Annotated in this window: 20 protein-coding genes; 10 read left to right on the forward strand and 10 right to left on the reverse strand. The window is 71.6% G+C overall.

Features of this window, described 5'->3' with window-relative positions; genetic code table 11:
* Positions 1–152 precede the first annotated feature (152 nt).
* Positions 153–1,427 (forward strand): ATP-binding protein, encoded by a 1,275-nt coding sequence (locus tag Q5762_RS23255; protein ID WP_315894141.1) that lies wholly within the window; start codon positions 153–155, stop codon positions 1,425–1,427.
* A 9-nt stretch (positions 1,428–1,436) separates the two neighbouring features.
* On the opposite strand, the gene Q5762_RS23260 is transcribed toward Q5762_RS23255, so the two are convergent.
* Positions 1,437–2,000: a GtrA family protein gene (locus Q5762_RS23260; protein ID WP_315894142.1), complete on the reverse strand. Its 564-nt coding sequence runs from the start codon at positions 1,998–2,000 to the stop codon at positions 1,437–1,439.
* 162 nt (positions 2,001–2,162) lie between these two features.
* Between Q5762_RS23260 and Q5762_RS23265 the strand changes: the two genes are divergently transcribed.
* The 4 genes from Q5762_RS23265 to Q5762_RS23280 all read left to right on the forward strand — a co-directional run bounded on the left by Q5762_RS23265 (position 2,163) and on the right by Q5762_RS23280 (position 6,125).
* Positions 2,163–3,302, forward strand: a complete 1,140-nt coding sequence (locus tag Q5762_RS23265) for a 5-(carboxyamino)imidazole ribonucleotide synthase (protein WP_315894143.1) — start codon at positions 2,163–2,165, stop codon at positions 3,300–3,302.
* Positions 3,299–3,829, forward strand: coding sequence for a 5-(carboxyamino)imidazole ribonucleotide mutase (gene purE / locus Q5762_RS23270; RefSeq protein WP_315894144.1), 531 nt, complete (start codon positions 3,299–3,301; stop codon positions 3,827–3,829). Before Q5762_RS23265 ends, purE begins: the two co-directional genes overlap by 4 nt.
* Positions 3,826–5,046: a dipeptidase gene (locus Q5762_RS23275; RefSeq protein ID WP_315894145.1), complete on the forward strand. Its 1,221-nt coding sequence runs from the start codon at positions 3,826–3,828 to the stop codon at positions 5,044–5,046. The genes purE and Q5762_RS23275 overlap by 4 nt, the downstream gene beginning before the upstream one ends.
* A gap of 146 nt (positions 5,047–5,192) precedes the next feature.
* The gene (locus Q5762_RS23280) at positions 5,193–6,125 is read left to right on the forward strand and encodes a membrane dipeptidase (RefSeq protein ID WP_315894146.1); all 933 of its coding nucleotides are present in this window, start codon (positions 5,193–5,195) and stop codon (positions 6,123–6,125) included.
* A gap of 75 nt (positions 6,126–6,200) precedes the next feature.
* On the opposite strand, the gene Q5762_RS23285 is transcribed toward Q5762_RS23280, so the two are convergent.
* Positions 6,201–7,529, reverse strand: a complete 1,329-nt coding sequence (locus Q5762_RS23285; RefSeq protein ID WP_315894147.1) for a UDP-glucose/GDP-mannose dehydrogenase family protein — start codon at positions 7,527–7,529, stop codon at positions 6,201–6,203.
* Positions 7,530–7,625: 96 nt separating this feature from the next.
* The gene (locus Q5762_RS23290) at positions 7,626–8,870 is read right to left on the reverse strand and encodes an LCP family protein (protein ID WP_399495245.1); all 1,245 of its coding nucleotides are present in this window, start codon (positions 8,868–8,870) and stop codon (positions 7,626–7,628) included.
* Between the two features lie 119 nt (positions 8,871–8,989).
* Here Q5762_RS23290 and Q5762_RS23295 point away from each other — a divergent pair, with 119 nt between their 5' ends.
* The gene (locus Q5762_RS23295; protein ID WP_315894148.1) at positions 8,990–9,547 is read left to right on the forward strand and encodes an acyl-CoA thioesterase; all 558 of its coding nucleotides are present in this window, start codon (positions 8,990–8,992) and stop codon (positions 9,545–9,547) included.
* A gap of 77 nt (positions 9,548–9,624) precedes the next feature.
* Here the strand turns inward: Q5762_RS23295 and Q5762_RS23300 are convergent, their stop codons facing one another.
* Complete coding sequence (locus Q5762_RS23300) at positions 9,625–10,998, reverse strand: LCP family protein (protein WP_315894149.1); 1,374 nt, start codon at positions 10,996–10,998, stop codon at positions 9,625–9,627.
* Between the two features lie 219 nt (positions 10,999–11,217).
* Here Q5762_RS23300 and Q5762_RS23305 point away from each other — a divergent pair, with 219 nt between their 5' ends.
* Positions 11,218–12,234: a glycosyltransferase family 2 protein gene (locus tag Q5762_RS23305; protein ID WP_315894150.1), complete on the forward strand. Its 1,017-nt coding sequence runs from the start codon at positions 11,218–11,220 to the stop codon at positions 12,232–12,234.
* Positions 12,235–12,313: 79 nt separating this feature from the next.
* Here Q5762_RS23305 and Q5762_RS23310 read toward each other — a convergent pair whose 3' ends face one another.
* From Q5762_RS23310 to Q5762_RS23325, 4 genes are all read right to left on the reverse strand, one after another.
* Positions 12,314–14,068 (reverse strand): LCP family protein, encoded by a 1,755-nt coding sequence (locus Q5762_RS23310; RefSeq protein WP_315894151.1) that lies wholly within the window; start codon positions 14,066–14,068, stop codon positions 12,314–12,316.
* Between the two features lie 49 nt (positions 14,069–14,117).
* On the reverse strand, positions 14,118–15,899 hold the full coding sequence (locus Q5762_RS23315; RefSeq protein WP_315894152.1) for an LCP family protein: 1,782 nt from the start codon (positions 15,897–15,899) through the stop codon (positions 14,118–14,120).
* A 246-nt stretch (positions 15,900–16,145) separates the two neighbouring features.
* Complete coding sequence (locus Q5762_RS23320; RefSeq protein ID WP_399495246.1) at positions 16,146–17,336, reverse strand: LCP family protein; 1,191 nt, start codon at positions 17,334–17,336, stop codon at positions 16,146–16,148.
* A gap of 212 nt (positions 17,337–17,548) precedes the next feature.
* A complete protein-coding gene (locus Q5762_RS23325; protein WP_315894154.1) occupies positions 17,549–18,301 on the reverse strand; it encodes a TIGR03089 family protein in 753 nt (250 codons plus the stop codon).
* A 137-nt stretch (positions 18,302–18,438) separates the two neighbouring features.
* Here Q5762_RS23325 and Q5762_RS23330 point away from each other — a divergent pair, with 137 nt between their 5' ends.
* The 3 genes from Q5762_RS23330 (at position 18,439) to Q5762_RS23340 (ending at position 22,572) form a co-directional block, all read left to right on the forward strand.
* Positions 18,439–19,914 carry a peptidoglycan recognition protein gene (locus tag Q5762_RS23330; protein WP_315894155.1) on the forward strand — a complete coding sequence of 492 codons (1,476 nt, stop codon included), beginning with the start codon at positions 18,439–18,441 and terminating at the stop codon, positions 19,912–19,914.
* A gap of 112 nt (positions 19,915–20,026) precedes the next feature.
* Positions 20,027–21,109: an NDP-sugar synthase gene (locus Q5762_RS23335; protein ID WP_315894156.1), complete on the forward strand. Its 1,083-nt coding sequence runs from the start codon at positions 20,027–20,029 to the stop codon at positions 21,107–21,109.
* A gap of 443 nt (positions 21,110–21,552) precedes the next feature.
* The gene (locus tag Q5762_RS23340) at positions 21,553–22,572 is read left to right on the forward strand and encodes a DNA-3-methyladenine glycosylase 2 family protein (RefSeq protein ID WP_315894157.1); all 1,020 of its coding nucleotides are present in this window, start codon (positions 21,553–21,555) and stop codon (positions 22,570–22,572) included.
* A 42-nt stretch (positions 22,573–22,614) separates the two neighbouring features.
* Here the strand turns inward: Q5762_RS23340 and Q5762_RS23345 are convergent, their stop codons facing one another.
* Together Q5762_RS23345 and cofD are read right to left on the reverse strand one after the other, a co-directional pair.
* On the reverse strand, positions 22,615–23,958 hold the full coding sequence (locus Q5762_RS23345; protein ID WP_315894158.1) for a coenzyme F420-0:L-glutamate ligase: 1,344 nt from the start codon (positions 23,956–23,958) through the stop codon (positions 22,615–22,617).
* A complete protein-coding gene (gene cofD, locus Q5762_RS23350) occupies positions 23,955–24,911 on the reverse strand; it encodes a 2-phospho-L-lactate transferase (RefSeq protein WP_315894159.1) in 957 nt (318 codons plus the stop codon). The genes Q5762_RS23345 and cofD overlap by 4 nt, the downstream gene beginning before the upstream one ends.
* Positions 24,912–24,921 lie beyond the last annotated feature (10 nt).

A 24,921-nucleotide genomic window follows, 5' to 3' on the forward strand; every position in this document is an offset into this window, starting at 1 on the left:
CGCCGTCCTGTTTCGCTCACCCTCCCCCAAGTTCTCGGCTCCGCTCGAGCAGGCGGACCGCCCCAGGGGGCAGCTGCCCATATCGGGGAGTGGGGGGCACCGCCCCGTAGGCTCGGGGAAGTCCCTCGTACCCCGCCCGCCCGGAGGGCCCCGTGCGTCGTCGTCTGATCAACTCCACCCTCGCCGTGGTCCTCGTCGTCATCGCCGTGTTCGGGGTCTCCCTCGTCATCGTCGAGACGCGCACCATCTCCTCCAGCGCCCAGGAGCGCGTCGACTCCGAGGCCGTGCGGCTCGTGTCCATCGTCGACAGCCGGCTCTTCGGCGGGGAGCCGGTCAACCCGGACATCCTCGCCGAGCAGAGCGGCGCCAAGCGGTACGCCCTGATCGAGATCCCCGGCCGCGCCCCCATCGAGATCGGCACCCGCCCCGAAGGCAGCGTCATCCGCGGCACGGCCGAGGGCGAGCGCGGTGAGACGGTGACCGTCGAGGAGTCCCGCTCCACGATCACCAGCGAGGTCGGCCGCACCCTCCTGATCATCGGCGCCGTCGCCCTGCTCGCCGTCATCGCCGCCGTCCTCCTCGCCGTACGCCAGGCGAACCGGCTGACCTCCCCGCTCACGGACCTCGCCGAGACCGCCGAGCGCCTCGGCTCCGGCGACCCGCGACCCCGCCACAAGCGGTACGGAGTGCCCGAGCTCGACCGGGTCGCCGACGTCCTCGACGCCTCCGCCGAGCGGATCGCCCGGATGCTCACCGCCGAGCGCCGGCTCGCCGCCGACGCCTCGCACCAGCTCCGTACGCCCCTCACCGCGCTCTCCATGCGCCTGGAGGAGGTCGCCGTCGCCGACGACCTCGACACCGTCAAGGAGGAGGCGACGATCGCGCTCACGCAGGTCGAGCGGCTCACCGACGTCGTCGAGCGGCTGCTCACGAACTCCCGCGACCCCCGCACCGGCTCCGCCCTCGCCTTCGACCTCGACGAGGTCATCAAGCAGCAGATCGAGGAGTGGCGCCCCGCCTACCGCAGCGCGGGCCGCGCCATCGTCCACTCGGGCAAGCAGGGCATGCGCGCGGTCGGCACCCCGGGGGCCGTCGCCCAGGTGCTCGCCGCGCTGATCGAGAACTCCCTGATGCACGGCGGCGGCACCGTCGCCCTCCGCACCCGGGTCACCGGCAACCAGTCCGTGATCGAGGTCACCGACGAGGGCCCCGGTGTCCCCGCCGACCTCGGCGCCCGGATCTTCGAGCGGGCCGTCAGCGGCCGCAGCTCCACCGGCATCGGACTGGCCGTCGCCCGGGACCTCGCGGAGGCCGACGGCGGACGGCTCGAACTGCTCCAGCAGCAGCCCCCGGTCTTCGCGCTCTTCCTGAGCCGCGAGGTCAGGGGCCGAGCGGACGAGGCGGCCCGGGAACGCCCGGTCCGATGAGAAACCGCGCTACCGCACCCGGTCCGGCTGCTTCCGCGTCGCCTGCCTGGGCGGCGTCTGCCGAGGCGTCTGCTGAGGCGCCTGCTGAGGCGCCTGCGCCTGCTCCAGGAACGATTCGGCGGACTGCACGGCCTCGCGGGCCGGCAGTGTCCGGAACACCCACGTCCGGTACGACCAGAAGCGGAACAGCGTCGCGACACCGATCCCGAGGAACTTGAAGACGTTGCTCTGCAGCGGGGTGTCCCAGCCGAAGCCGTACGTCGCCGCGTAGAGGATCCCGTTCTGGATCACCAGGCCCGCCACGCTGAACAGCAGGAAGAGCGTCAGCTCCTTCGTCCGGCTGCTCTTGTCCCGGTCCCGGTACGTGAAGTACCGGAAGCCCAGGTAGTTGAAGCCGATCGCCACCACCGTGGCGATGATGCTGGCCCGGACCACGGGCAGGTCCGTGAGATGCCGGACCAGGTTGAAGACCCCGAGGTCCACCAGCAGGCCGATTCCACCGACCGCGCCGAACTTGGCGAACTCACGCGTGAGCCGGTCAAGCCGCACACGTAGTGCGCTTCGTTCACTCATGGTGATCGCTCAGTCCCGTCCGTTCGGTTTCGTCAACCACGCCATGCTAACCAGCCCATCAGTGACCCGCCCGGGGAGATTGCAAACCACGGAAAATCGAGCTCCGCTGTCGTAAACCACAGGCGGGGGAGGCTCCACGCATCGTGCGGATACCCTAAGAGGGTGACGTTCCCGGTAGTCGGCATGGTCGGTGGCGGTCAGCTCGCCCGTATGACCCACGAGGCGGGCATCCCCCTCGGCATCCAGTTCAAGCTGCTCAGTGACACCCCGCAGGACTCGGCGGCGCAGGTGGTGAGCGAGGTCGTTCTCGGCGACTATCGCGACCTGACTACGCTGCGTGACTTCGCGCGCGGCTGTGACGTGATCACCTTCGATCACGAGCACGTCCCCGCGGAGCACCTGCGCGCCCTGGAGGAGGACGGCGTCGTCGTCCGCCCCGGGCTCGCCGCCCTGGTGCACGCCCAGGACAAGGGGGTGATGCGCGCCAAGCTCGACGAGATCGGGGCGCCGAGCCCCCGCCACCGCATCGTCGCCGACCCGGCGGACGCGGCGGCCTTCGCGGCCGAGGTAGGCGGCTTCCCGATCATCCTCAAGACGGTGAGCGGCGGGTACGACGGCAAGGGCGTCTGGTTCGTCCGTACGGAAGAGGACGCGCGCGACCCGTTCCGCGCGGGCGTCCGGGTCCTCGCCGAGGAGAAGGTCGACTTCACGCGCGAGCTCGCCGCGAACATCGTCCGCTCCCCGCACGGCCAGGCCGTCGCCTACCCGGTGGTCGAGTCCCAGCAGGTCGACGGCGTCTGCGACACCGTGATCGCGCCCGCGCCGAACCTGTCGGCCGAGCTGGCCGGCCAGGCCCAGGAGCTCGCGCTGCGGATCGCCAAGGAGCTCGACGTCGTCGGTCACCTGGCCGTCGAGCTGTTCGAGACGCGCGACGGCCGGATCCTCGTCAACGAGCTCGCCATGCGCCCGCACAACTCCGGCCACTGGACCCAGGACGGGGCGATCACCTCGCAGTTCGCCAACCACGTCCGCGCCGTCCTCGACCTCCCGCTGGGCGATCCCCGCCCGCGCGCGAAGTGGACGGTCATGTGCAACGTGCTGGGCGGCGACTACCCGGACATGTACTACGCGTACCTGCACTGCATGGCCCGGGACCCCCAGCTCAAGATCCACATGTACGGCAAGGACGTGAAGCCCGGCCGTAAGGTCGGCCACGTCAACACCTACGGCGACGACCTGGACGAGGTGCTGGAGCGCGCCCGTCACGCCGCCGGTTATCTGCGAGGAACGATCACCGAATGAGCCCTGTGAGCCCCGTCGTAGGCATCGTCATGGGATCCGACTCCGACTGGCCCGTCATGGAGGCCGCGGCCCAGGCCCTGGACGAGTTCGAGATCGCGTACGAGGTCGACGTCGTCTCCGCCCACCGGATGCCGCGCGAGATGATCGCGTACGGCGAGCAGGCCGCCGACCGCGGGCTCAAGGCGATCATCGCGGGCGCGGGCGGCGCCGCCCACCTCCCGGGCATGCTCGCCTCGGTGACCCCGCTGCCGGTCATCGGCGTGCCGGTCCCGCTGAAGTACCTCGACGGCATGGACTCGCTGCTCTCCATCGTGCAGATGCCGGCGGGCGTGCCGGTGGCCACGGTCTCGGTGGGCGGCGCGCGCAACGCGGGCCTGCTCGCGGCCCGGATCCTCGCCGCGTACGACGCCGAACTCCTCGGCCGCATGCGGGAGTTCCAGCAGGAGCTGAACGACCAGGCGACCGAGAAGGGCAAGCGCCTGCGCGCCAAGGTCGAGGGCTCGGAGTCGTTCGGCTTCGCGAAGTGAGCGGGCTTACGGGTACGAGCGCGGCGGAACGCCTCGCCGAGGCTCTCGAACTACTGGCGGACCACCCCGTCGTCGACGGCCACAACGACCTCCCCTGGGCGCTGCGCCAGCACGTGCGCTACGACCTCGACAAGCTCGACATCGCCGCCGACCAGACCGGCGCCCTCCACACCGACCTCGCCCGGCTGCGCGCCGGCGGGGTCGGCGCGCAGTTCTGGTCGGTGTACGTCTCCACCACGCTGACCGGGGACGACGCGGTCAGCGCCACCCTGGAGCAGATCGACATCGTCGACCAGCTCCTGGAGCGGTACGCGGACCAGCTCGCCCCCGCCCTGACCGCCGACGACATGGAGGCGGCGCGGAAGCAGGGCCGTATCGCCTCGCTCAAGGGCGCCGAGGGCGGCCACTCCATCAACAACTCCCTCGCCACGCTGCGCGCGCTGCACACCCTGGGCGTGCGCTACATGACGCTCACGCACAACGACAACACCCCGTGGGCGGACTCGGCGACCGACGAGCCGGGCGTCGGCGGGCTCTCGTCCTTCGGCCAGGAGGTCGTCCGGGAGATGAACCGGATCGGCATGCTCGTCGACCTCAGCCACGTCGCGGCGACGACGATGCGGGACGCGCTCGCCACCACCGTCGCGCCGGTGGTCTTCTCGCACTCCTCGTCCCGCGCGGTCTGCGACCACCCGCGCAACATCCCGGACGACGTGCTCGCGCTGCTGCCCGCGAACGGCGGGGTCGCGATGGCCACGTTCGTACCGAAGTTCATCCTGCCCGCTGCGGTGGAGTGGACGGCCCGGGCGGACGAGAACCTGCGGGCGCACGGCTTCCACCACCTCGACACCACCGCCGAGGCGATGAAGCTGCACCGCGCCTTCGAGGCGGAGAACCCGCGCCCGATCGCCACGGCGGCGACGGTGGCGGACCACCTCGACCACATGCGCGAGGTGGCCGGCGTCGACCACATCGGCATCGGCGGCGACTACGACGGCACGGCGTTCACCCCGGCCGGCCTCGACGACGTCGCGGGCTACCCGAACCTGATCGCCGAGCTCCTCCACCGCGGCTGGTCCCACGCCGACCTCGCGAAACTGACCTGGTCCAACGCGGTCCGCACGCTCCGCGACGCGGAAGCGGTCTCCCGCGACGTCAGCGCGCGCCGCGGCCCGTCGAACGCGACGCTCGACTCCCTCGACACACCCGTGTCCTGACGGTCGGTCGGCCAAGGCCCCGCTTCGGCGGGGCCTTCGTGCATCCGTGGGCGCACTCACCCGAATGGAGCAGGCTGCCGCGCCGGGCGAGGGCGGGGCTGTCACGGTGGGCGGTACTGCCTCGTTCAGTTCGGAGTTGTTACGCCATGGCAGATCTGGAAGATCACCATCCCTTCACCGTCGAGCACACCGGCGCCGCATCCGGTGAGCTCGACTCCCCCGAACAGCCACTGCGTCTCGACGAGTCGACCCGTGCGCAGGCACTGCTCGCCGCCCAGCCCGTCGTCGAGGGGCACACCGAACCACCCCTGGTCTTCGACCCCGAGGACCTTCCGCCGGTGCGGGCGGCGGAGGTCGCCGCACAGCTCTGGTCGCTGCGGACCCCACCCGACGAGGGCGTCATCGGCACGCTGCGCCGGATCGACGGGATCCGTGCGCTCGTCGCCGCCTGCCCCGAGGACCTGCGCCTCGCGCAGACGACGGCCGAGATGGCCCACGCCGTCAACTGCGGCCGGGTCGCGGCGGTCCTGGGGCCGGTGAGCTGGTCCGCGGTGGCCGGCTCGATCGCCGCGCTGCGCGCGTACCACGCGCTCGGGGTACGGGCGGTCAACCTCACCCGGTTCGACGGCTTCGCCCGCGAGGCCGTACGGGAGATGAACCGCCTGGGCCTCGTCGTGGACCTCTCCGGCGCCGACCCCGAGTCGGTCCGCCGGACCCTCTCGCTCACCAGGGCCCCGGTCCTGCTGACCCGGGCGGAACCGGAGGAGCTCCGGGAACTCCCGGACGACGTCCTCGGCCTGCTCGGCGGGAACGGCGGCGTCTGCATGGTCCCGGTGACCGAGGACCCGTCGGTGGCCGCCGACGCCCTCGACCGCGTCCGTGCCCTGGCGGGCCCGCACTGCGTGGGCCTCTCGCACACCACGGACCCGGCCACCGGCTACGCCCCGCTCTTCGCCGAGCTCCTCCGCCGCGACTGGCCCGCCCCGGACCTGGTCGCCCTCTCCCACGACAACGCCACCCGCACCCTGCGCGAGGCGGAGTTCCTCTCCCGCACGAAGCGCCTGCGCGGCGCGGCCTGAGTAAGGAGAGTTCTCCCTACGGAAAGGTCCCGCCACCCGTGAGGGAGGCGGGACCTTTCCGCGTAAAAAGCCTCGCTACGCGCGCGGGCGGCCCATCGCGCGGTACACCCAGCCCGCCTCGCGCCAGAGCGCGCCGTCCAGCGCGTTACGGCCGTCCAGGATCACCCGGGAGCTCGCGGCGGCCGCCAGCTCCGCCGGGTCCAGGTCGTCGCGGAACTCGCGCCACTCGGTCAGGTGCAGCACCACATCCGCCCCGCGCACCGCATCCAGGGCCGACGGCGCGTACCCGAGGGTCGGGAAGAGCCGACGGGCGTTCTCCATGCCCTTCGGGTCGTAGACCGTGACCTGGCCGCCCTGGAGGTGGATCTGACCGGCCACGTTCAGCGCCGGCGAGTCCCGTACGTCGTCCGAGTCCGGCTTGAACGTCGCGCCGAGCACCGCGACCCGCTTGCCCAGGAACGAGCCGCCGCCGACCGCGTCCCGCGCCATCTCGACCATCTGGCCGCGCCGCCGCATGTTGATGGAGTCGATCTCGCGCAGGAAGGTCAGCGCCTGGTCCGCGCCCAGCTCGCCCGCGCGCGCCATGAAGGCGCGGATGTCCTTCGGCAGGCAGCCGCCGCCGAAGCCGATGCCGGCCCGCAGGAACTTGGACCCGATCCGGTCGTCGTAGCCGATCGCCTCCGCGAGCTTCGCGACGTCGCCTCCCGCGGCCTCGCAGACCTCCGCCATCGCGTTGATGAACGAGATCTTCGTCGCGAGGAAGGAGTTCGCGGCGGTCTTCACCAGCTCGGCGGTCGGGAAGTCGGTGACGACGAAGGGCGTGCCCTCGCCGATCGGTGTGGCGTACACCTCGCGCAGCAGCTTCTCCGCCCGCTCGCTGTGCACGCCCGCGACCACCCGGTCGGGGTGGAGCGTGTCGTTCACGGCGAAGCCCTCGCGCAGGAACTCCGGGTTCCAGGCCAGCTCCACGCCCTCCGGCAGCAGCTCCGCGAGCCGCTCGGCCGAGCCGACCGGCACGGTCGACTTGCCGACGACCAGCGCGCCTTCGCGCACGACGCCCGCGAGCGAGCCGAACGCCGCGTCGACGTAGCTCATGTCACACGCGTACTCGCCGTGCTTCTGCGGAGTGTTCACGCACACGAAGTGCACGTCGCCGAAGGCGCCGACCTCCTCCCAGGAGGTGGTGAAGCGCAGCCGGCCCGTCGAGTCCTCGATCCCGGCGACGTGCCGGGAGAGCAGCTCCTCGAGACCGGGCTCGTACATCGGTACGCGGCCGGTGGACAGCAGCTCGATCTTCTCGGGGACGACGTCGAGGCCGAGCACCTCGAAGCCGAGCTCCGCCATGGCCGCGGCGTGCGTGGCGCCGAGGTAGCCGGTGCCGATCACCGTGATCTTGAGGGCCATACGGGACTCCATGAGGTCGGGCGGAATGCCTGCCCGAGCATAGTCGGGCCCTTTCGGGCCCTGGTCCGGGCCCCGGACCAGGGCGCTCCGCATGGGTCAGCGGTCGGACGTCACCGTCACCGGCTCGTCGTTCTGGATCTGCGAGACCAGCTGCTTCACCTTCGGCATGTCCCACTTCAGGGAGCCCTGCGGGGCGCTGCCCGAGATCGGGATGTTCATCGACTTCCCGTCGCCGCCGCTGATGCCCTTCATCGCGAAGAACATCTTGCCGAGGTCGAGCAGCGACATGTCCTTGTCCACGATCAGCGTGTCCAGACCGGCGCCGAGCGTCGGGTACAGCTTGAACGGGTTGATGATCGTGCCCGGCGTCGCCGCCTGGTTGGCGAGGGCGGAGAGGAACTTCTGCTGGTTCTTCGTCCGCGCGAGGTCCGACTCGGCGAACGCGTACCTGGTACGGACGAAGGCGAGGGCCTGCTCGCCGTTGAGGGTCTGCTCGCCGGCCTGGAAGTCGGCACCGGACTTCTTGTCCTTGAAGCCCTTCTCGATGTTCAGGTCGACACCGCCGAGCGCGTCCACGATGTTCGCGAAGCCGGCGAAGCCGATCTCCGCGTAGTGGTCGATGCGCAGCCCGGTGTTGAACTCGACCGTGCGGACGAGCAGCTCCGGGCCGTCCATCGCGTACGCCGCGTTCAGCTTGGAGCCGCCGCGCGCCCCGTACTTCTTGCCGGACTCGGAGCCGACGAAGGACGGGATGGTGACCCAGGAGTCCCGGGGGAGCGAGACCATCGTGTTCCCGCTGGAGCAGGCCGCGAGGATCATCATCGAGTCGGTCCGCTTGCCCTCGGCGGAACCGGTGTGCAGCTTCTTCTTCTCCTCGGCCGACATGCCCTCACGGCTGTCGGAGCCGACGATCAGATACGTCGTGCAGTCGCCCGCGGCCGGCCGCTCGATGACCCGGGCGAGGTCGACCTCGTTACGCATCTGGGAGCTGGCCCAGGCGTACGTGCCGACGCCCCAGGCGAGCACGCCGACGACGAGGACGATCGAGCCGACCTTGATCCGGCGCCGCCAGTCGGGCGCGGGGCGACCGGGCTGCGGCTGGGGCGCGTACCGGGGGTCGTGCTGCGGAGGCACGGTGCCGCGGCCGCCGCCCTGGCCGTACACCTGGCCGGAGCTGTAGCCGCTGTCGTAACCGGACGCCTGCTGCTGGGTGAAGTTCGGGTTGTACCCCTGGTCCTGTCCCTGGCCGTACTGCGGCTGCTGCTGCGGGGGGACCTGCGGGCGCTGCACATGGCGCATGCGGCGAGCACCCTCGGGCTGCGAGTTCGGCCAGTCATTCATACGGACCATCTTGCAGGCCGCCGTCCGGGGGCCGACAGGGCGGGTGGGGAATCGGGGCGGCGCTGTTGCCAAGCTGATGCAAAGAGGACGGTGCCGGGACCCGGCATAAGGTGGAGGGCATGACAGATCAGGCCCAGCGCACGGACCGCCCGGAGGGCGATATTCCGGGCAAGCCCACCTCCGCGTCCCGCACCACGCTCAGCCACATCATGACGAGCCACGACACCAACCTCCTGGGTACGGTGCACGGCGGCGTGATCATGAAGCTGGTGGACGACGTGGCGGGCGCGGTCGCGGGCCGCCACTCCGGCGGGCCGGCCGTGACGGCGTCCATGGACGAGATGGTGTTCCTGGAGCCGGTCCGGATCGGGGACCTGCTGCATGTGAAGGCCCAGGTCAACTGGACCGGCCGGTCCTCCATGGAGGTCGGCGTCCGGGTCCTGGCCGAGCGCTGGAACGAGTCGACCCCGGCCCAGCAGGTCGGCTCCGCGTACCTGGTCTTCGCGGCGGTCGACGGCGACGGCAAGCCCCGCCCGGTGCCGCCGGTGCTTCCGGAGACGGAGAAGGACAACCGCCGCTACCAGGAGGCCCAGATCCGCCGAACCCACCGCCTGGCCCGCCGCCGAGCCATCAAGGACCTAAGGGCCCAGCGGGCAGCGGACGGCTACGAGGACTGAGAGCGGTTCACCCCCGCGCCCCGTTGTGACGAATCGTTCCGCCGGGGCGCCCCCGGGCCCCCCGCATGACGACCCCGTCACGGACAGACGACCCGATCCCCGGTGACCGCCTCGAACGGCCCCGCGGGCGGCGCGTCCGGCCGGACTGCCGTAACCCCCTTGAAGTCAAGGCCCGCCACCACCCGCATCGTCCCGCCCCGCCCCTTGACCGCCCTGAGCTCCGCCCCCGGCAACGCCGCCGCCAGCGTCCTGGCCGACCGATCCCACCGCGGGTCGTACTCGACAACCGTCCGCCGCACCACCGCCCCGTCCTCCGTGCGCGGCGCCCGCGTCGTGTCGAACCCCGTGGCGCGGAGCGCGTCGTCCACCTTGCGCCCGAGGCCGTCCGTCCGCGTCCCGTTGTAGACCTGCACCCGGACGGCCTTAGGGGCCACGTCCACCACCACCCGCTCCGGAGCCGCCGCGGCCGCCCCCCGCCGAGCCGCCAGCGGCTCGTCGTCCCGCAACGCCTGGAACAGCTTCTGCGCCTTCGCCGCGTCCCACTTCACCGTCGAGCCGATCCCCTTCACCTGAAAGCTCATGTCCCCGATCGGCACGGAGACGAACTCCGACGACGCCGGCGTGAACCCCCGCATCGCCTTGGCGAGCGCGAGCAGCTGCTCGGTACCGAAGCCCGCGTCGGCCCGTACCGAGCTCAGCATCGTCGTCGCCACATCCCGGAACCGCACCGGATTCAGCAGCACCCCGCCACTCGTCGTCCGGTCGATGAGCGCCGCGAGGAACCGCTGCTGGCGCTGGATCCGGCCGATGTCCGCCGCCCCGTCGACATGGCGCGAGCGCACGTACTGCAGCGCCTGCCCGCCGGACAGCTCGTGCGGCCCGGCCGCCAGGTCGAGACCGGTGTACGGGTCCTTCATCGCACGCGGCGTACAGATCTCCACCCCGCCCACCGCGTCGACCGTCTTCATGAAGCTGGTGAAGTCGACTTCCAGATAGTGGTCGATCTTCACGCCGGTCATGTTCTCGACGGTCCGCACCGTAAGCCCCGGCCCGCCCTCCGCGTACGCGGCGTTCAGCTTCACGGGGTGCGCCTGGTGCCGCCTCCGCGTGGTCGCGTCGGTGTGCTCGGGCATCTCGGCGTACGAGTCGCGGGGCAGGCTCACGACGCTCGCCCGGTCCCGGTCCGCGCTGATGTGCACGAGCATCACGGTGTCCGTGCAGTGGCAGGGCGCCCCGCCCAGCTTGTACGCCTTGCGCTGCTCCTCGGTGATGGTGTCGCGCCCGTCCGTGCCCACGACGAGCACGTTCATGCCGTGCCCGGCCTGGGGCCGGTTCTTCATGTCCTTGAACGGGTCGACCCGGTTGATCCCGGTGTCCAGGCTGGTGACCAGCGCGTGCCCGATGCCGCCCGCTCCCAGGACGACGACGGACAGGGCCGTCGCCATCCGCATGCCCCACCGAGGCCGCGCCGCCCGTCTGACGCGGCGGGCCGGTACAGGACGGGCGGCCGGCCGGGGACGGGGCGTGCGGGGCGGTGTGGGCACGAGGGGACACCTCCGCGGGTGTGACAGGGGGGACCGTGAGCACCGTAGGCCCATACGATCAGCGCAAGGGTGCGGCCGTCCGCGTGCCGCGCTTCGTGTCCCCCATTCGCGGTAACGTGTCGGGCAATGAACGCCACGCCCCCCGTCTCCGTGATCATGCCGGTCCTCAACGAGGAGCGGCACCTGCGCAACTCGGTCCGTCACATCCTCGAGCAGGAGTACGACGGCGAGATGGAGGTGGTGATCGCGCTCGGCCCGTCCACGGACCGTACCGACGAGATCGCCGCCGAACTCGTACGAGAAGACCCCAGGGTCCACACCGTCCCCAACCCCACGGGCCGTACGCCCGCCGCCCTCAACGCGGCGATCAAGGCGTCCCGCCACCCGATCGTGGTCCGGGTCGACGGTCACGGCATGCTCTCGCCGAACTACATCGCGACCGCCGTCCGCCTCCTGGAGGAGACGGGCGCGCAGAACGTCGGCGGCATCATGCACGCCGAGGGCGAGAACGACTGGGAGCACGCGGTCGCCGCCGCGATGACCTCGAAGATCGGCGTCGGCAACGCGGCCTTCCACACCGGCGGCCAGGCGGGCCCGGCCGAAACCGTGTATCTGGGTGTCTTCCGCCGCGAGGCGCTGGAGCAGGCGGACGGCTACAACGTCGAGTTCATCCGCGCGCAGGACTGGGAGCTGAACTTCCGGATCCGCGAGGCGGGCGGGCTGATCTGGTTCTCGCCCGAGCTGCGCGTCCAGTACCGTCCGCGGCCGAGCGTCCGCGCGCTGGCGAAGCAGTACAAGGACTACGGCCGTTGGCGCCATGTGGTGGCCCGCTACCACCAGGGCTCCATCAACCTCCGCTACCTCGCCCCGCCGACCGCCGTCTGCGCGATCGCGGCCGGAGTGGTGGTCGGCGCCGCGCTCACCCCGCTCGGCTTCCTGATCCCGGCCGGCTACCTGGCCGCGATCGCCGCGGGCTCGGTCCCGGCGGGCAAGGGCCTGCCGCTGAAGGCCCGGCTCCAGATCCCGGTGGCCCTCGCGACGATGCACATGTCCTGGGGCTACGGCTTCCTGACCAGCCCGCGCGCCCTCGCGAAGAAGGTCATCGCGAGCCGCCGCCCGGCGGTGCAGGCCGCGAAGGTCTGACACGTACGTCACACCACACACGCCGAACGGCCGGGTCCCCTCGGGGGCCCGGCCGTTCGGCGTCGTACGTCCTACGCGGTCAGCTCTTGCCGTCCCACTTGTAGACGGAATACACGTCCATGCAGGCCACCTTGTCGTCCGCACCCTCCGGCAGGTCGCCCGCCTCGGACTTCGGCTTCTCGTACGTGGCGCCCTCGCGCCAGTCCGCGCCGATGACGAGCGTGACGCTCTCCGCCTTGGCGTCCGCGCGGACGGCCGAGTCGGGCAGACCGAGCGCCTTGGCCACGGACAGCGCGTCCGCCTTGCCCTGATCGCCGCCCGACTTGGGGTACTTGATGACGGTGTCCTTGCGGGGCTCTGTGCTCTGCGTGGCCTCCGCCTGGACGAACCCCTTGCCCTGCAGGGTCTCGGCCATCGTGCCGGCCCGGCCCTCCGTCGGGGCCAGACCGTCGCCCGCCGTGCCGTTGACGACCGTGACGGCGAGCGTGCCGGGCGCGGCCGCGGTCGGGCCCTTCGGCTTCGCGGACGCGGACGCGGAGGGCTTGGTGCCGGCCGGGTCACCGTTCTTGTCGAAGGCGACGTCGTCGCGGAGCAGCGACCACATCTTGTCGGCGGCGCTCTCCACCATGACGAGCTTGTCCTTGTTGCCGGACCACTCGGTGGTGGGGACCGTCGCCGTCGTCAGGCGGTCCATCTTCACGTTCTTGAGCTGCATCGACAGATCGAAGAGCTTCGCCACCGTGTCGAGCCCGTCGGAGACCTGAAGCGCCTTCGTCGCCGTCTCGGCCAGGCCCATGAGCCGGCCGGTGTCGGTCCAGGCGTTCTGGCTCTGGAGCTTCTTCATCATGCCGTTCATGTACATGTGCTGGGCCTTGGCGCGGTTCTGGTCGTTGCCGAACGCGTGCCGGGTGCGCAGCCACTGCAGCGCCTGCTCGCCCTTGACCTCGGTGGTGCCCTGGGGCAGCTTCAGGCCGGAGCCGCCCTTCACCAGACGGGTCGACTTGTCGTGGACGCCGGTCTTCACACAGACCGGGACGCCGCCGACCTCGTCCGCCATCGCGACGACACCCGCGAAGTCGACCATCATCCAGTGGTCGATGTAGACCCCGGTGATGCTCTCCCAGGTGGTCAGCGTGCAGCCGGGACCGCCGCGGGCCAGCGTCTCGTTGATGGGGCTGGTGGTCGTGGCCGGGTACGGCTTGCCGTCCTCGTCCTTGCACTCCGGGATCTTGACGATCGTGTCGCGCGGAATCGAGATGATGTTGGCGTTCTTCCGGTCCGCCGAGATGTGCAGCAGCATCTGCACGTCGGCGAGCGGCTTGCGGTCCCGGTCGTTCTTGCCGCCGCCGAGCGCCACGTTCTTGTCGTCGGCGCGGCTGTCGGAGCCGATCAGCAGGATGTTGAGCGGGGTGTCGCCCAGCGCGTTCGGCGCGGCCTTCTTCACACCGCTGTCGCCGCCGGCGCGGCCACCGCTGCGGATGTTGTTGTTGAGTTGCTGGTAGTACAGGTACCCGGCCGCGGCCGTGCCAAGTATCAGGAACGACAGGGTCGCCGCGACCCAGCGCAGTACCTTGCGCTTGCCGCTCTTCTTGGCGCGCCTGCGGGGCCCTTTGCGCCGGTGGCTCGCACGGCCTTCGCCGCCGGCCCGGCCCGGGCCCCTCTTGTCCCCGGCACCCGAGGCGCCCGCGCCCGAAGCCCGGTTGCCGGAAGCCGGATCACCTTCGCCCGGCGGCCGGTCACCCTCGTCCCCGTAGAGACTCTCGTCCCAGCCCATGTCGCGGGCGTGCGGTACGCGTCCCCGCGTCCCCTCCCCACGCACGCTGTTCTGTCCCACCCCTGGTCCCCCTCGTCTCAGGAATGCGCCGCTGCCCGGTGTTTCCGGGTCATTGGGCGCATACCTTCTTGTCTGCGGTCTGCGCACCCTCCGGCGCCTTCGCCGGACCGGTGATGGGCACCCCCGCGCCCTTGAAGTCGGATCCGAGGACGAGCGTCATGGGTGCGAGCGCCTCGGCGTCCTGCGTGCCCGGCTTGAGCGCCGTGGCGGGCAGACCCATGAGGTCCGCCAGTTTGCGGGCCTGGTCGGCCTGGTTCGGTGCGTATTCGAGCGTGGTCTTCGCCGCCTTCTCGGGGGCGTTGCTCTTGTTCGTGGACCTGGTCACGCCCTGCTCGACCTGGAGCCAGTTGATCGTCGACTGGGCCGCGCCCTGGATGCCGCTGCCGTTGTAGACGTCGACGCGCACCTCGCGGGCCGTGGCCCGCTCGCCCTTCAACAGGGCCGCCTGGGCGTTCTTGGCGTCCTGCTGCTTCTTCTTCACCTCGGTGAGGGAGATGTCGGACTTCAGGTTCGAGAAGAGCTGCGGCGCCTTGACCGGGTCGGGCACGACCGTCGCCTTGATCTTCTCGGCCGGGTTGTCGATGACCGGAAGCGTCGTGAAGGTGATGTTCTTCGTGTCGATCTTGGCGAGTTCCTCGCCGAGGGACTTGAGCTTCCCGATGCTTCCTATGCCGGAGTCGACGGTCAGCGCGTTGGTGGCCGCCTCGGCGAGGTCGAGCAGCTTGGACGGACTGGTCAGGGTCTCGTCCGACTTCATCTGCCGGATCATCGAGCTGAGGAACTGCTGCTGGACCTTGATCCGGTCCAGGTCGCTCTCGTTGCCGAAGCTGTGGCGCGTACGGACGAAGGCGAGGGCCTGCTCGCCCTCGATGGTCGACTCGCCCGCGGGCAGGTCGAGCTTGGAGTCCTTGTCCTTGACCGGCTTGGCCAGACAGACCTTCACGCCGCCCACGGCCGTGGTCAGCTCCTTGACGGCGTTGAAGTCGGCCATCATGAAGTTGTCGACGGTCAGCCCGGTGAGCTTCTTGACCGTGCGCATCGTGCAGCCGGGGTCACGGCCGGACTGGCCGAGGCTGACGTTGAACCGTTCGTCGGCCTGGCCCGGGATGGTCTTGATGCTGCCGTCCGGCATCTTCGTCTGGCACTCGGGGATCTCGGTCTTCAGGTCGCGCGGGATGGACATCGCCGTGGCGTTCGTCCGGTCCTTGGAGACGTGGAAGAGGATCGTGGTGTCGGCGTGGCCGGGGCTGTTCTTGTCGCCGTAGCCCTGGTTGCCCTCACCGGTCCGCTTGTCCGTGCCGATCAGCAGGATGTTGACGGCCTGGTCCTTCTTGAAGCCGGTGCTCTCGGCGCCGACCACGTCGACCTTGTTGATGTTGCTGTTGAGGCGGTCGTAGAGCGCGTACACGCCCACACCGCCGGCCACGAGCAGGAACGCCATCACCCCGCCGGTCCAGAGCAGGACCTTCTTCTTGCGGGACTTCGCGGGCTTGCGCTTGCGCCGCCCGGTCTGCGGCGGGCCGCCGGCGGGCCCACCGGGACCCTCGGGGGCACGGCGGCGGCGCTGGCCGGGGACGGGTGCCTCGGTCGGCGCGCCGGTCGTGCGCGGGCGCTGGGCGGAGCGGGACCCCTGAGGCCCGTGGGTCGAGCGGGACCCCTCGGGCGTTCTCGGCCCCGGAGTGGTGGCGCCCCGAGGGCGGGACGGCGACGATGCCGGCGACTGCCCAGCGGAGTGGTTCAGTCGCAGTTCGTAGTTGCCTGTCCGCGGGTTGAGGACCCACTGGTCGGCGGGGTCGATCTCATCCGCCTGTCCACGGCTGTGCGCGTCCACGGTTACTTGAATCCTCCGTCGGTGCCACGCGAGGCGCCTCCCCCGGCTGGCGCTCGGTCGTTCGATCCGTTGGGTGCGCGACCACGTGGTCGGTAGCACCGGATCGCGTCACACTATCCGCCCAGTTCAGCGTGGGGCGACGTCCGTGACAAATTCCACGCCCCTTACAACTGGGCAATATGCCCAAACCTCTTCCAGCACCGCTCTCCCCTCGGTCTCCTTGGACTCCCCTTTACTCACCCGCCCCTACGAGCACGCTCCGTCCGCCGCGCTGTGCCCCTCGAAGGTCGGCGTCGGCGCCGCACTCGGGGAGCTCGCGTCGTCCGGTTTCCCGTCGCTCTCCGTGTCCGTGGCGCCCTCGCTCGCGCGGGGGGACGGCGAGGGCACGCCGCCCGGCGTCACCGTGACGGGCTTGTCCTCGCGTAGCCGCTTGAAGAGTTGACTCGCCGCGGGTTGTACGAGTTCGTCCCGGTTCGCGTCGTACGAGTACGGTCGCCGCGGCACCGTGAGGAACTGCACCTTCTCGGTGGGGACCGACCGCATCGACCGCGCCAGGTCGTACAGATCCCGCAGCGAGTCGAGTCCCGGGTCGGTCGTGATCGACTTCGTCGCCGCGTCGAGCACCGGGTAGAGCCGGGTCGGGTTCAGCAGGACGCCGTTGCTCTGCACCTTGTTGACCAGCGCGCCCAGGAACTGCTGCTGGCGGTCCATGCGTTCCGTGTCACTGCCGTTGCCGAGCGTCTTGCGGGCCCGTACGAAGCCGAGCGCCTGCTCGCCGCGGAGCGTCTGGCGCCCGGCCGGCAGCTTCAGCTTGGCGTCCTTGTCGTCGATCGGCTCCTTCAGACAGATATCGACCCCGTCGACGGCGTCGACCATCTTCTTGAAGCCCCGGAAGTCGATCACCATGTGGTGGTCGATCCGGATCGCGGTCAGCCGCTCGACGGTACGGATCGTGCAGGCCGTGCCGCCGATCTCGAAGGCCGAGTTGAACTGGGCGAACTGCTCCCGGGTCCGCGTGCCGTCCGGTGTCCTGCACCCGGGCATGTTCACCATCAGGTCACGTGGAATCGACACGGCCGTCGCACTCGACCGCCCCGCCGCGATGTGCAGCAGGATCGTGGTGTCGGAGCGCTGGGTGCCCTTGTCCTTGCCGTACTTCGTGTTTCCGGCGCCGGTCCGGGTGTCGGAACCGATCAGCAGGATGTTCTGCGCGCCCAGCGCGCCCGGCGTGGGCCGCTCCTTCTCGTACTTGAGCAGCTCCGCGGCGGCGTCGGTGTCGGTGGTGATGTTGCTGTCGAGCTTTCGGTAGATCCACCAGCCGGCTCCTGCCGCGGCGAGGACGACGGCCGAGACCCCGAGTGCCGTCCAGCGCAGCCAGTGACGCTTACGCGGGGCCTCCGGTTCGGGTTCGGCGGGCGTGCCGGCGCTGTCCGTCACGTCTGAGTCCATCCTTCGCGGCGTCGGCGGCGCCCGGGGGCCGCCGTTCGAAGAAGGAGACGGCCGAACCGGACCCATGGTTGTGCGGGAGGGGTGCGTACCCGCCGATCATGTACCGGAGTTGACGCACGGACCCGGGGACTCGGCGAGTCGGTGCGCCATACGGGTGGAACCTCAGCTGGTTGTCATACGGGCGGAACCGCGGCCGGATGTCATACGGCGGTCGCGGTGACCCGCTCGCTCTCCACCCGCTTGTCGAACGCCTCGGGCGCCAGCTGGTCCAGGTTCCGGCACAGGACCACGGACGCGCCGGCCGCCAGCGGTGCGTAGAGCCCCGCCGAGAGCCCGTCCCAGCCGCCGTACGGACGCCCGGAGAGCAGCCGCGCCCCCGGGGCGAGGCCGAGCGCCTCGGCGTCCGCGCGGGCCCGCTCCACGAGCTGGGCGCCCGTCAGTTCCGTGCCGTCGACCAGGAGCGCGGGCGAATCCGCGTCGACCGGTACGAACGGGGCGAACCGGTCACCCTGGCTCGGCACCTCCACCGCATAGTCCGCGTACCCGGCGGGTGGCGCGGGGAAGCGGCGGCCGAGCGGGGCGAGGGAGAGCGCGATCCGGTCCCCGGAGCAGGCGAGCCCGGCGTCCAGCGTGTCCGGTCCGGCGACGACGTAGTCGGCGTCCGCCGGGTCGCCGCCGAACTCCGCGGTGACCCCGACCGAGGAACAGGCCAGCAACCAGACGGCGGTCTGCCAGTGCGCGGGCAGCAGCAGCGCGAGCCGGTCGCCGGGCGACGCGGACAGCTCGCCCTGGAGCAGGTTGGCCGTCTTGGCCACCCAATTGGCGAAGGTGGCGACGGACAATTCGACGCGCTCACCGGTGGCGTCGTCGTAGAAGGTGACCAAGGGGCGGGCGGGGTCCGCGGCGAGCGCGGATCGCAGCAGGTCGGCGGGGGTGCGGTCGCTGGCGTTCACGCGGGCAAGGGTACGCGGGGAGGGGTGCGGGGACCCGCCGTACCGGTGACGCCGTCCTCCGGTCGGACCGACGGGCCGTCAGTTTCCGCGCGGGATCCCGCCGAGCGGAACGGGCCCGGGGTGCGGACGATCCCTACATGCGTGCCTACCTCGCCTCCTCGATCGCCGTCACGTGCGCGGCGGTGCTCGCCCTGCCGTTGTCCCTCGCGACCCCGGCGGTGGCAGCGCTCCCACCGACCACACCGACCACACCGACCACACCGGGCGCCCAGGGCGCCACACGGACGGACGCCACCGAGCGCCCGGAAGTCATGAGACCGGACGCGGATGTCGCCGTACGTCCGGAGGCGGACGCCGCTGTGCGTCCGGACGCGGATGTCTCTGTGCGTCCGGACGCGGACGTCGCCGGCTCCACCCAGTCCCTGCCGCTCGCCCCGCTCAGGGACGGCCGCCGGGCCATCGGCCCCTCCGGCGCGTCCGGCGGGGCGCAGGGCCTGACGCGACGGGACGTCAGACCGTTCTCCCTGGTCGGGCTCGTCTGGGACGACCCACGGGCGCACCTGCACGGCATGGTCCAGGTCCGCACCCGGGCCGCCGGGACCGCGGAGTGGTCGGAGTGGCAGGACCTGGAGGTCCACAACGACGAGCACGGGGCCGATCCCGGCACCGAGGAGGACTCGTCGGGAGCGCTCCGCGGGTCCACGGCGCCGCTGTGGGTCGGCGACTCGGACGGCGTCGAGATCCGTGTACAGCCGGAGGGACCGGCGGACGCGGCGGCGCCCCCGGCGGAGCCGCTGCCGACGGGCCTCCGCCTGGAACTGGTGGACCCGGGCGAGGAGCGGCCCGCGCAGGGGCCGCCGCGAACGCGCGTGGCGGGCGTGACCCACGGGGCATCCATCGCCCGCCGGGGTCCGACGGTCGAGGAGTCGGCGGCGTTCTCGGTGAACGCGCGGTCGGCCCCGGTCGGTACGGCGGTCATCCCGGCCGCCGCCGCGGCCAAGCCGTACATCGGACCGCGCCCGAAGATCATCACGCGTAAGGGCTGGGGGGCGAACGAGAAGCTGCGCGAGAAGGGCTTCAAGTACACGAAGTCCATCAAGGCGGCCTTCGTCCACCACAGCGCGACGGGCAACAAGTACACCTGCAAGCAGGCACCCTCCGTCCTCCGCAGTATCTACCGCTACCACACCCAGTCCAGCGGCTGGCGTGACTTCGGCTACAACTTCGCCGTCGACAAGTGCGGAAACATCTACGAAGGCCGCGCCGGGGGAGTGGCCAAGCCGGTCCTGGGCGCCCACACGCTCGGTTTCAACACCAACAGCATGGGCATCGCCGTCCTCGGCACCTACAGTTCGACGAATCCGCCGGCCGCTGTGACGACGGCGATCGCGCGGCTGACCGCATGGAAGCTGGGGCTGCACGGGGGAAATCCGAAGGGGAAGGCGACGCTGACCTCGGGCGGTGGAAACCGCTACAAGAAGGGCAAGAAGGTCAAGTTCAACGCCATCGCGGGCCACCGCGACGGCTACGCCACGGCCTGCCCCGGAGCACGCCTCTACGGAAAGCTCGGCGCCACCCGGAGCGCGTCGGCGAAGTACCAGGGGCGGCGGTGATGGCTCGCCGGTCCGACCATCTGCATAAACTGACCGGTCATATCGCCCAGACGAGCGAAACGAGCCCAGACGGGCGATGAGACCGGCCCCGGACAGGAAGCAGAGACGACAGGTGACAGAAGCGATCCTCCTGGTCGGTGGCAAGGGCACACGGCTACGGCCCCTGACGGTGAACACCCCGAAGCCGATGGTCCCGGCGGCGGGCGTACCGTTCCTGACGCACCAGCTGGCAAGGGCGAAAGCGGCGGGCGTGGACCACGTGGTCCTGGCCACCTCGTACTTGGCGGAGGTCTTCGAACCCCACTTCGGGGACGGCTCGTCGCTGGGGCTCAGCCTGGAGTACGTCACGGAGGAGGAGCCGCTCGGTACGGGCGGCGCGATCCGCAACGTCGCCTCGCGGCTGCGGTCGGGCCCGGACGACCCGGTCCTGGTCTTCAACGGCGACATCCTGACCGGCCTGGACATCCGGGCGCTGGTCGCGGCGCACGGGGAGTCGGGCGCGGACGTCTCGCTGCACCTGACGCGGGTCGAGGACCCGAGGGCGTTCGGCCTGGTGCCGACGGACGAGACGGGCCGGGTGACCGCCTTCCTGGAGAAGCCGCAGACCCCCGAGGAGATCGTCACCGACCAGATCAACGCGGGGGCTTACGTCTTCCGCCGCTCGGTCATAGACACGATCCCGAAGGGCCGCCCGGTCTCGGTGGAACGCGAGACGTTCCCGGAGCTGCTGGCTGCGGGCGCGCACCTGCAGGGCCTGGTGGACTCCACCTACTGGCTGGACCTGGGCACCCCCCAGGCCTTCGTACGGGGCTCCGCCGACCTGGTCCTGGGCCGTGCCCCGTCCCCGGCGGTCCCGGGCCGCTGCGGCGACCGCCTGGTCCTCCCGACGGCCCGCGTGGCCCCGGACGCCAAGCTCACGGGCGGTACGGTCGTGGGCGCCGGCGCGTCGGTGGGCGAGGGAGCCCGCATCACGGGCTCGACGCTGCACGAGGGCGCGGTGGTGGAGGCGGGCGCGGTCGTCACGGACTCCCTGATCGGCGCGGGCGCCCACATCGGCGCCCGCACGGTCCTGACGGGCGCGGTCATCGGCGACGGCGCACACGTGGGCCCGGACAACGAACTCCAAACAGGCATCAGAATCTGGTGCGACACCACCCTCCCGGCCCGCGCAATCCGCTTCTCCTCGGACCAGTAGCCACCGGCGCCCTCCCCGTTGTGGGCAGTCGTTCCGCTGGGCCGGTGCACACCCCCCCGTTGTGGGCAGCGGTCCCGCTGGGGCTCCCCCCGCCCCCGTTGTGGGCAGCGGTCCCGCTGGGGCTCCCCCCGCCCCCGTTGTGGGCAACTGTTCCGCTGGGGCGATGGGGGTCCCCCTGCTCGAGCGAAGCCGAGAGCTTGGGGGAGGGTGGGCACAACGGAACGGCGCCCTTGGCGGGCGCGTCCGCCCCGTTCCCCTACGCCCACCCCGAGGACCCTGCACAGTGCAACGGCCCCGAGGTACAGGGGGCGCATGTGCGGGAGGCGCCCGCATGGGGCGCCGTCCCGTGTGCCCACCCTCCCCCGGGGAGGCGGGCCCCGCCCACGCGAGGCCCCGCACCCGCGGGCAGCCGCACTCGCCACCCCCCCGTTACGCTCATACACATGGCCGGCCGCTTCGCACCCCGCACCCCCACGACCCGCACCACCGTGCGCGGCGGCCACACCCCCGTACCCGCGTCCAGAGAGCCCGCGCCCGCCCCCGTCTCCGGGTCGACCCGCCGGTGGACCCCCGACGCGCCCACCGACCTCGGCCTCACCCTCGGCCCCCTACGGAGAGGCATGGGCGACCCCACCTTCCGTACGACCCCCGACGGTTCCGTCTGGCGCGCCACCCGCACCCCCGAAGGCCCCGGCACCCTCAGGGTCGCCCTCCGCGCGGGCCAGGCAGACGCCGAAGCCTGGGGCCCCGGCGCGCAGTGGCTCCTCGACCGCCTCCCCCAACTCCTCGGCGCCGACGACGACCCCACCGCCTTCACCCCCCGCCACCGCCTCCTCGCCGCCACCCACCGCAGCCGCCCCGGCCTCCGGCTGACCCGCACCGGCCTGGTGATGGAGTCGCTGATCCCCTCGATCCTGGAGCAGAAGGTCACCACGGACGAGGCGTACCGAGCCTGGCGGCTGCTCGTACGGAAGTACGGCGAGCCGGCCCCCGGCCCCGCAGGCTCCGAGGAGCACCGCCTCCAGGTGATGCCCGACGCCCGCACCTGGTCGCTGATCCCGTCCTGGGAGTGGCACCGCGCGGGCGTCGACAACAAGCGCGCCGCCACGATCCTGCGCGTCGCCAAGGTCGCCCGCCGGATGGAGGAGGCGGCGACGATGGAGCCTGAACAGGCCCAGCAGCGCCTGGAGTTGATCCCGGGCGTCGGCCCCTGGACCTCCGCCGAGACGATCCAGCGCAGCAACGGCGCCCCGGACGCGGTGACCGTCGGCGACTACCACCTGCCGAGCATCGTCGGCTACGCCCTCGCGGGCGACCGCACCGCCGACGACGCGGCCATGCTCGAACTCCTCGCCCCGTACGCGGGCCAACGCCACCGCGCGGCCCGCCTGATCCTCCTCAGCGGCCGGACCCCACCGCGCAGGGCACCGCGCATGACACCGGGCAACATCGCAGCGCTCTGAGGAACAGCGAGGCGCCCCCGGGCGAGGCCGCCCCACCGGGCGTCACCGCACCTCGATGAACCGCCCCGCCTGCCGCGCCGCCCGCTCCTTCGGCGCCGCCGCCGCGTGCCCCACCGCCACCGCGCCCATCGGGTCCCAGTCCTCCGGAAGGTCCAGGACGTCCCGTACGACGTCACGGCAGAACATCGTCGAGGACACCCACGCCGACCCCAGCCGCTCGCCCGCGAGCGCCACCAGGAAGTTCTGGACGCCCGCGCCCGCCGCGACCACGAACATCTCGCGCTCGGCGGCGTCCCGCCGCGGGTCTCCGTAGTGGTGCGAACCGTCCGTCACGAGGCACGGCACCACCAGGTACGGCGCGTTCCGCAGCACGTCCCCGCGGCGCACCCGCTTGGCGATGGACTCCTCCGACCTGCCGTCCCGCCGCAGGTCCGCGATCCACGCGTCCCGCATCGCGTCAAGCAGCCGCACCCGCGACGCCTCCGACTCCAGGAGCACGAACCGCCACGGCGTCGTGTGGTGCGGCGCCGGGGCCGTGACGGCGGCGGCGACCGCCCTCCGTACCGCGCCCGGGTCCACGGGATCGTCGGTGAACTCCCGGACCGTACGCCGCAGGGTCACCGCCTCCCGTACCGCCTCCGACGTCCCGAGCCGGAACATGTCGTCGGCGGCGTCGCGCACCAGCGCCCGGGCGCCCTCCTCCGCGGAACCGTCCACCACGTGCGGCAGCCCGCGCACGACAGCGACCGGAAGCCCGCTCGCCTTGCCCTTCACGAGGTCACCGGCCGCGGCCAGCTCGTCCGCCGTGGCGACGACCGTCGCGCTGAGCGGATTGCCGTACGCGTCCGTGCCGCCGCGCAGGTCGTCGAGGACACGGACGCCGGCCGCGCCGATGGCCACGTCGGTCAGTCCGCTGCGCCAGGGCCGCCCGAAGGTGTCCGTGACGACGACACCGACGTCGACGCCGAGCGCGTCCCGCAGCCCTTCCCGGATCGTACGGGCCGAGGCGTCCGGGTCGACGGGCAGCAACAGGACCGTACCGACAGGGGTGTTGGAGGCGTCGACGCCGGCGGCGGCCATGACAAGACCCTGCCGGTTCTCGACGATCCGCAGCGCACCGCGCCGGGCCACGACGCGTACGGTCTCGGCGTCGATCGCCTCCTCGCGGTCGTCGGCGGCGATCACCCGCCCCTCGGCCTTGCTCACGATCTTGGACGTGACGAGCAGGACGTCCCCGTCCTCCAGACCGGGGGAGACGGACGCGATCAGCTTGGCGAGATCGTCCCCGCCCTTGACCTCGGGCAACCCGCCGAGCGCCCACACCCGATACCCGGCCGCACCGCCGCCCGCCTCGCCGTCCGAACCGCCGTCCGCAGGACCCCTCATCCCCGGACCTCCTCCGCCAGCGCCAGCGCCTCGCGCGCCATCTCCGCCGTCGCGGTCAGGTCCGTCATCATCAGCGGCACCGCGCGGCAACGGATCCCCGCCGACTCGACCTCCTCGACCACGCCCGCGTCGACCGTGTCGACCAGCCAGCCGTCGAGCAGCCCCGAACCGTAGTGCGCCGCCACCGCCGCCGCCGTGGACTCCACGCCGACCGCCGCGAGGACCTTGTCCGCCATACCCCGTACGGGCGCGTCGCCGACGATGGGGGAGAGGCCGACCACCGGCACGTCCGCCTCGGCGATGGCCTCGCGGATGCCCGGCACGGACAGGATCGTGCCGACCGACACGACCGGGTTGGACGGTGGGAAGAGGATGACGTCCGCCTCCGCGATGGCCTCCAGAACGCCCGGCGCCGGCTTCGACGCCTCCGCGCCGACCGCCACCACCGCCTGGGCGTCCACGGACGCCCGCAGCTTCACCCAGTACTCCTGGAAGTGCACCGCCCGCGACTCGCCGTCGACCTCGATGGCGACGTGCGTCTCGACGCGGTCGTCGGACATCGGCAGCAGCCGCACGCCCGGCTGCCAGCGGGCGCAGAGCGCCTCGGTCACCGCGCTGAGCGGATAGCCGGCGCCCAGCATCTGCGTACGGACGATGTGCGTCGCGAAGTCGCGGTCGCCCAGGCCGAACCACTCCGGTCCGACCCCGTACGCCGCGAGTTCCTCCTTCACCGTGAAGGACTCGTCCTCACGGCCCCAGCCCTGCTCCTCGTTGATGCCACCGCCGAGGGTGTACATCACCGTGTCGAGGTCCGGGCAGACCTTCAGCCCGAAGAGATGGATGTCGTCACCGGTGTTGCCGACGACCGTGATCTCCGCGTCCGGCGCGGCCTGCTTGAGGCCGCGAAGGAAGCGGGCACCACCGATGCCACCGGCCAGAACCACAATGCGCATGTGGATCAGT

Origin of the sequence: Streptomyces sp. P9(2023), from assembly GCF_032436795.1 — a bacterium.
Taxonomy (GTDB): Bacteria; Actinomycetota; Actinomycetes; order Streptomycetales; family Streptomycetaceae; genus Streptomyces.